General features: G+C 67.6%; 8 protein-coding genes. 4 read left to right on the top strand and 4 right to left on the bottom strand.

Annotated elements, in window-relative coordinates; genetic code table 11:
* On the bottom strand, positions 1-845 hold an 845-nt coding region (locus AB4Y84_RS11975; protein ID WP_442250181.1), incomplete at its 3' end, for a branched-chain amino acid aminotransferase.
* A gap of 59 nt (positions 846-904) precedes the next feature.
* Positions 905-1,456, bottom strand: a complete 552-nt coding sequence (gene sufT, locus AB4Y84_RS11970; protein WP_025877975.1) for a putative Fe-S cluster assembly protein SufT — start codon at positions 1,454-1,456, stop codon at positions 905-907.
* A 121-nt stretch (positions 1,457-1,577) separates the two neighbouring features.
* Here sufT and AB4Y84_RS11965 point away from each other — a divergent pair, with 121 nt between their 5' ends.
* Positions 1,578-1,997 (top strand): hypothetical protein, encoded by a 420-nt coding sequence (locus AB4Y84_RS11965; RefSeq protein ID WP_025877973.1) that lies wholly within the window; start codon positions 1,578-1,580, stop codon positions 1,995-1,997.
* 101 nt (positions 1,998-2,098) lie between these two features.
* Here the strand turns inward: AB4Y84_RS11965 and AB4Y84_RS11960 are convergent, their stop codons facing one another.
* Together AB4Y84_RS11960 and AB4Y84_RS11955 are read right to left on the bottom strand one after the other, a co-directional pair.
* Complete coding sequence (locus AB4Y84_RS11960; protein ID WP_025877971.1) at positions 2,099-3,559, bottom strand: NAD(P)(+) transhydrogenase (Re/Si-specific) subunit beta; 1,461 nt, start codon at positions 3,557-3,559, stop codon at positions 2,099-2,101.
* The gene (locus AB4Y84_RS11955) at positions 3,556-3,876 is read right to left on the bottom strand and encodes an NAD(P) transhydrogenase subunit alpha (protein WP_223494292.1); all 321 of its coding nucleotides are present in this window, start codon (positions 3,874-3,876) and stop codon (positions 3,556-3,558) included. The genes AB4Y84_RS11960 and AB4Y84_RS11955 overlap by 4 nt, the downstream gene beginning before the upstream one ends.
* A 97-nt stretch (positions 3,877-3,973) precedes the next feature.
* Between AB4Y84_RS11955 and AB4Y84_RS11950 the strand changes: the two genes are divergently transcribed.
* Genes AB4Y84_RS11950 through AB4Y84_RS11940 form a run of 3 tightly spaced genes read left to right on the top strand, consistent with a single transcriptional unit; the run spans position 3,974 to position 5,349 of the window.
* The gene (locus tag AB4Y84_RS11950) at positions 3,974-4,558 is read left to right on the top strand and encodes an RNA polymerase sigma factor (protein WP_313251978.1); all 585 of its coding nucleotides are present in this window, start codon (positions 3,974-3,976) and stop codon (positions 4,556-4,558) included.
* Positions 4,555-4,881 carry a hypothetical protein gene (locus AB4Y84_RS11945; RefSeq protein WP_059066081.1) on the top strand — a complete coding sequence of 109 codons (327 nt, stop codon included), beginning with the start codon at positions 4,555-4,557 and terminating at the stop codon, positions 4,879-4,881. Before AB4Y84_RS11950 ends, AB4Y84_RS11945 begins: the two co-directional genes overlap by 4 nt.
* A 3-nt stretch (positions 4,882-4,884) precedes the next feature.
* A complete protein-coding gene (locus AB4Y84_RS11940) occupies positions 4,885-5,349 on the top strand; it encodes a DUF3106 domain-containing protein (protein ID WP_363729957.1) in 465 nt (154 codons plus the stop codon).
* Positions 5,350-5,403 lie beyond the last annotated feature (54 nt).

The raw sequence follows: 5,403 nt of genomic DNA, 5'->3' as shown, positions 1-5,403 counted from the left end.
TTCATGCCGCGGTCGCGGGCCAGCTGCAGGATGCTCTCGCGGGTGATGYCCTCGAGGATGCTGCCGGACAGTTCCGGCGTGACCAGGGTGCCGTCCTTGTAGACCAGGAACACGTTCATGCCGCCCAGTTCTTCCAGATACTTGCCTTCGACCGGGTCCAGGAACAGCACCTGCGAGCAGCCCTGTGCCTGCGCCTTCTGCTGCGGCAGCAGCGACGCGGCGTAGTTGCCACCGCACTTGGCCGCACCGGTGCCGCCCTTGGCCGCACGCGCGTACTCGGTGGACAGCCAGATCGACACCGGGGCGACGCCCTTGGCGAAGTACGGGCCGGCCGGGCTGGCGATCACGTAGTAACCGGCCTTGTGCGCGCCGCGCACGCCGAGGAAGGCTTCGTCGCCGATCATGAACGGACGGAAGTACAGGCTCGACTCATCGGCCGACGGCACCCAGGCGCTGTCGACGGCGATCATCTGCTTCAGCGATTCGACGAAGATCTCCACCGGCAGTTCCGGCAACGCCAGGCGCTGCGCCGAACGCTGCAGGCGACGGCCGTTGGCATCGGGGCGGAAGGTCCAGATCGAACCATCGGCATGGCGGTAGGCCTTGATGCCCTCGAAGATCTCCTGGCCGTAGTGCAGCACGGCCGCGGCCGGGTCCAGCTGCAGCGGACCATAGGCGCGCACGCTGGCGTTGTGCCAGCCGGCATCCTTGTCCCAGCGCACTTCCACCATGTGGTCGGTGAAGTGCAGGCCGAAGCCCGGCTTCTCCAGGATCTGGGCGCGCTCTTCAGCGCTGCGCGGGTGGTCCGAACGGGTGACGGCGAAGCTGGGAATGGACTGGGACACCGGAGATTTCCTGTTCTGGTTGCGGGTAATGCCGGGCCCGCGTCACTGCGGGCCGTGGGTCAAAGCATGCCGGTTTCGAGGCGCGCGGCCTCGGACATCATGTGCTGGTTCCACGGCGGATCGAAGACCAGCTCGACGTCGGCCTCGGCCACCGTCGGGATCATTTCAAGCTTGCTGCGYACGTCGTCGACCAGGATGTCGCCCATGCCGCACGCAGGCGCGGTCAGGGTCATCTTCACGTCGATCTCGCGCTGTCCTTCGTCCAAGTGCTTGATCTCCACCTCGTAGACCAGGCCCAGTTCGACGATGTTCACCGGAATTTCCGGGTCGAAACAGGTGCGGAGCTGCTGCCAGACCAGTTGTTCGACCTGCTCGTCGCTGGCATCGTCGGGCAGTTCCAGCGGTGCCGGCGCTTCCTTGCCGATGGCATCGCCATCCTTGCCGGCGATGCGGAACAGATTGCCCTCGACGAACACCGAATAACTGCCACCCAGCGCCTGGGTGATGTACCCATAGCTGCCGGCGGGCAGGGTCACAGTGTCGCCCTGCGGGACCATCACGGCCTCGCAATCGCGTTCGAAGTGGACAGGTTCGCTGCTACGGGAATACATGGGGACCGATATGGGGCTGCGGCATAAGCCACGCAAGCGGCCATTCTAGCGTAGGCGCCCCGCCCTCGCCGGTGCACTGCGGCAAACCACAGTATCCTGTGGGCGACCTTCAGGAGCTTCGATGTCCTCCAATGCCGCACGCGCCAGGACCGTTACCTGGCTCTGGCCCTTCATGTTGTTGCTGGCGCTGGCCACCGCCCCCCTCGCCTGGATGCTGATCGCCCTGTTCACCGGCCGTCCCGTCGGCTGGATGGCGGTACTGACCGCCCTGGAACTGGTGTTCATGCTGCGCCTGGGCACGCTCGGTCCCGGCAAGCTGCGTATCGCCCTGGTCGTGCTGGGTACGCTGCTGGTGGCCGCGATCTCGAACTGGGCCATCGCCAGTGCCTGGATGGGCGGATCGATGGGCCTGAACCCCTGGGACGCCTCGCTGCGGATGGGCCCGCACCTGGCCTGGACGCTGATCACCCTGGCCAATGGCGTGGTCGAGTGGCTGTGGCTGGCGGTGGGCGTCGCCGTAGGCGCCTGGCTGGCGCGTTGATCGCGCCGGTGATGCCCTGGTAGATCCACGCCATGCGTGGATGGGGTGGTTGGATCCGGGGTCAGAGCCCTTTCCTGCGGAAAGGGATCCAACCCCAACCCTCAATGCCCGCCGTCAAGCGCCTTCAGTTCGCTGACCAGCGACGCCGCCGCCTCTGCACCATCGCCGTACAGCATGCGGGTGTTGTCGGCGTAGAACAGCGCATTCTCGATACCCGCAAAGCCGGTGCCCTTGCCGCGCTTGATCACCACCACGTTGCGCGCGTTGACCACGTCCAGCACCGGCATGCCGTAGATCGGACTGGCCGGATCGGTGCGCGCCACCGGATTGACCACGTCGTTGGCACCGATCACCAGCACCACGTCGGTAGTGGCGAACTCGGGATTGATGTCATCCATGTCCGCGATCAGGTCATACGGCACCCCTGCTTCGGCCAGCAGCACGTTCATGTGCCCGGGCATGCGCCCGGCCACCGGGTGGATGGCGAACTTGACCTTCACCCCGCGCGTGATCAGCCGCTGCGCCAGCTCCCAGATCTTGTGCTGGGCCTGGGCCACGGCCATGCCATAACCGGGCACGATCACCACGCGTTCGGCAAAGCCCATCATCGCCGCCACGTCGGCCGCTTCGATGGGCTTCTGCGAGCCGGAAATCGCCTGTGCTTCACCCCCGGCGCCACCACCGAAGTTGGAGAACAGCACGTTGCGGATCGGCCGGTTCATGGCCTTGGCCATCAACCGGGTCAGCAGGATGCCCGCTGCGCCGACCATCATGCCGGCAATGATCAACGCCTCGTTGCCCAGCACGTAGCCTTCGAACGACACCGCCAGGCCGGTGAACGCGTTGTACAGCGAGATCACCACCGGCATGTCGGCGCCACCGATCGGCAACGTCATCAACACGCCCAGCGCCAGCGCCAGCACGAAGAAGGCAACGATGGCCCAGGTGCTGAGCGTGCTGGCGGCGATGATGCCCAGCACCACTACGGCCAGCGCCACCAGCAGGTTCATCACCTGCTGGCCCGGCCAGGTCACGCGCTTGTCGAGGCGGCCATCGAGTTTGGCCCAGGCGATCACCGAGCCGGACAGCGACACCGCACCGATCGCCGCGCCCACCACCGCCAGCACCAGCACCGTGCCGGACGGCTGCCGCGCGGCCAGATCGGCCAGCGCCTGCGCACTCCAGTGGGTGGTATCGCGGTTGGCCAGGAACGCATAACGCAGCAGTTCCACCGCACCGATGGCGGCCGCCGAGCCGCCGCCCATGCCGTTGTACAGCGCGACCATCTGCGGCATGTCGGTGACGGCGACCTTGCCCGCCGACCACCAGGCCAGGCCGGCACCCAGCAGCAGTGCCACCAGGATCAGCGGCACGTTGTGCAGTTCGGGCAGGAAGAAGGTCGCCACCGTGGCGAGCAGCATGCCCAGCCCCGCCCAGCGGATACCGCTGCTCGCGGTCATCGGCGAGGCCATGCGCTGCAGGCCGAGCAGGAACAGGGTGGCGGCGACCAGGTAGCTGGCCTTGACCAGCCAATCGAGCAGTTCGACGGTGCTGATGTTCAAGCCTGCGGCTCCTTCGGTTCATCGTTGCCGGCCTTGCGCACGCTCGGCTTGAACATTTCCAGCATGCGCGCGGTGACCACATAGCCACCGGCTGCGTTGCCGGCGCCGAGCACCACGGCAATGAACCCCAGCACCTTCTCCAACGGCGTCTGCGCGTGCCCCAGCACCACCATCGCGCCGATCAGCACGATGCCATGGATGAAGTTGGAGCCCGACATCAGCGGGGTATGCAGGATCACCGGGACCCGGGAAATGATCACGTGGCCGGCAATGGCGGCCAGCATGAAGATGTACAGCGCCACGAACCCGTCACTCACCGGCAACGCTCCTGCTCTGTCTTCGTCGCCCCATCATAACCACGGGCTGAACCCTGCGCGCGTTCCGGTCAACCACGGCCGCGCTCACGCGTTGTCGATGGTGACCCCTGCCGAGGAACCGTACCCTGTGCTGGTGAGCAGCCCTGTCCCCTCAACCACCGATGCCGACACCGTTCCGGCCTCGCTGGAAGCGTTCCTGGCCAGCGTCGGGCCGCGCGCCTTCCGCTTCGCCGAGGCCGGCCTGCGCCAGCGTGATGACGCGCTGGATGCGGTGCAGGACGCGCTGCTGCGCATGCTGGACTACGCCGACAAGCCGGCCGCCGAGTGGGCGCCGTTGTTCTGGAGCATCCTGCGCCGGCGGGTGATCGACGTGCAGCGCCGCCGCCGCTTCCGCCTGCCGTTCTGGCGCGACAACCAGGACGCCGACGGTGGCGAGATCGACTGGGCCGACCCCGGCCCGGACCCCTCGCAGGCGCACGAGCAGCGCCAGCAGTACCAGCAACTGGTGCAGGCACTGCGCGACCTGCCCGCCCGCCAGCGCGAGGCATTCACCCTACGCGTGCTGCAGGACCTGGACGGGGCCACCACCGCCCGCGCCATGGGCTGCAGCGAAGGCGCGGTAAAGACCCATCTGGCGCGCGCCCGACAGGCGCTGCAGAATCAACTGGAGATGCACCCGTGAACCGCCCCCTGCCTTCCGATGACGCCCTGCGCAGCCTGCACGCGCAGTCGCTGCAGGCGCTGTCGCCGGCCACCCTGGCACGCCTGCGCAGTGCCCGTCACAACGCCGGTGCGGCGCACGCCGGTCGCTGGCGCTGGTGGCTGGCCAGCGCCTGTTCGCTGGTGATCGCGCTGGGCATCGGCGTCCAGTTCGTCGGTCCGGGCGATCATCAGGGCCCGATCAGCACGCCGATCGTCGCTGCGGAAGAAGACAATGGCGTGCTGTACGACGAGAATCCCGATCTGTACCTGTGGCTGGGCGACAACGACCTGGCGATGGAGTGAACCATGCTGCGATACCCCTCCCTGCCCCTGCTGATCGCCCTGACCCTGCTGCCCGCTGCATCGGCACTGGCGCAGGCCACCGCGCCGGCGCCTGCCGCGCGGCCGGCACCTGCTGCCGCGCCGCTGCCGAACTGGGAACAGCTGAGCACGGCCCAACGCGAAGCGCTGTTGGCCCCGCTGCGTGACCGCTGGAACGGCGCCGATCCCGCGCAGCGCCAGCGCATGCTGTCGCACGGCCAGCGCTGGCAGTCGATGAGCCCGGAAGAGCGCGACAAGGCCCGCCGCGGCCTGCGCCGCTTCGAACACATGAGCCCGGAGCAGCGCGAGCAGGCCAGGGCGTTGTTCGGCCAGATGCGTGACCTCAGTCCGGCCCAGCGCGATGCCATGCGCGAGCGCTGGTCGCAGATGACCTCAGACGAACGCAGGGAATGGGTGCGGGACAACCCGCCGCCGGCCAAGCCGCGGTAACCCGCCATCCGAAGGCAAGACATGGGGTCAGATCCCTTTGCCTGCGGCAAAGGG

The sequence above is a fragment of the Stenotrophomonas sp. 2YAF22 genome (assembly GCF_052114665.1).
Lineage (GTDB): Bacteria > Pseudomonadota > Gammaproteobacteria > Xanthomonadales > Xanthomonadaceae > Stenotrophomonas > Stenotrophomonas indicatrix.
This window is presented reverse-complemented; position numbering and strand designations above follow the sequence as displayed.

Coding starts and splice junctions, on each gene's coding strand:
- AB4Y84_RS11965 (WP_025877973.1), top strand. CDS start 1,578: ATGTCCTCCAATGCCGCACGCGCCAGGACCGTTACCTGGCTCTGGCCC.
- AB4Y84_RS11950 (WP_313251978.1), top strand. CDS start 3,974: ATGGTGACCCCTGCCGAGGAACCGTACCCTGTGCTGGTGAGCAGCCCT.
- AB4Y84_RS11940 (WP_363729957.1), top strand. CDS start 4,885: ATGCTGCGATACCCCTCCCTGCCCCTGCTGATCGCCCTGACCCTGCTG.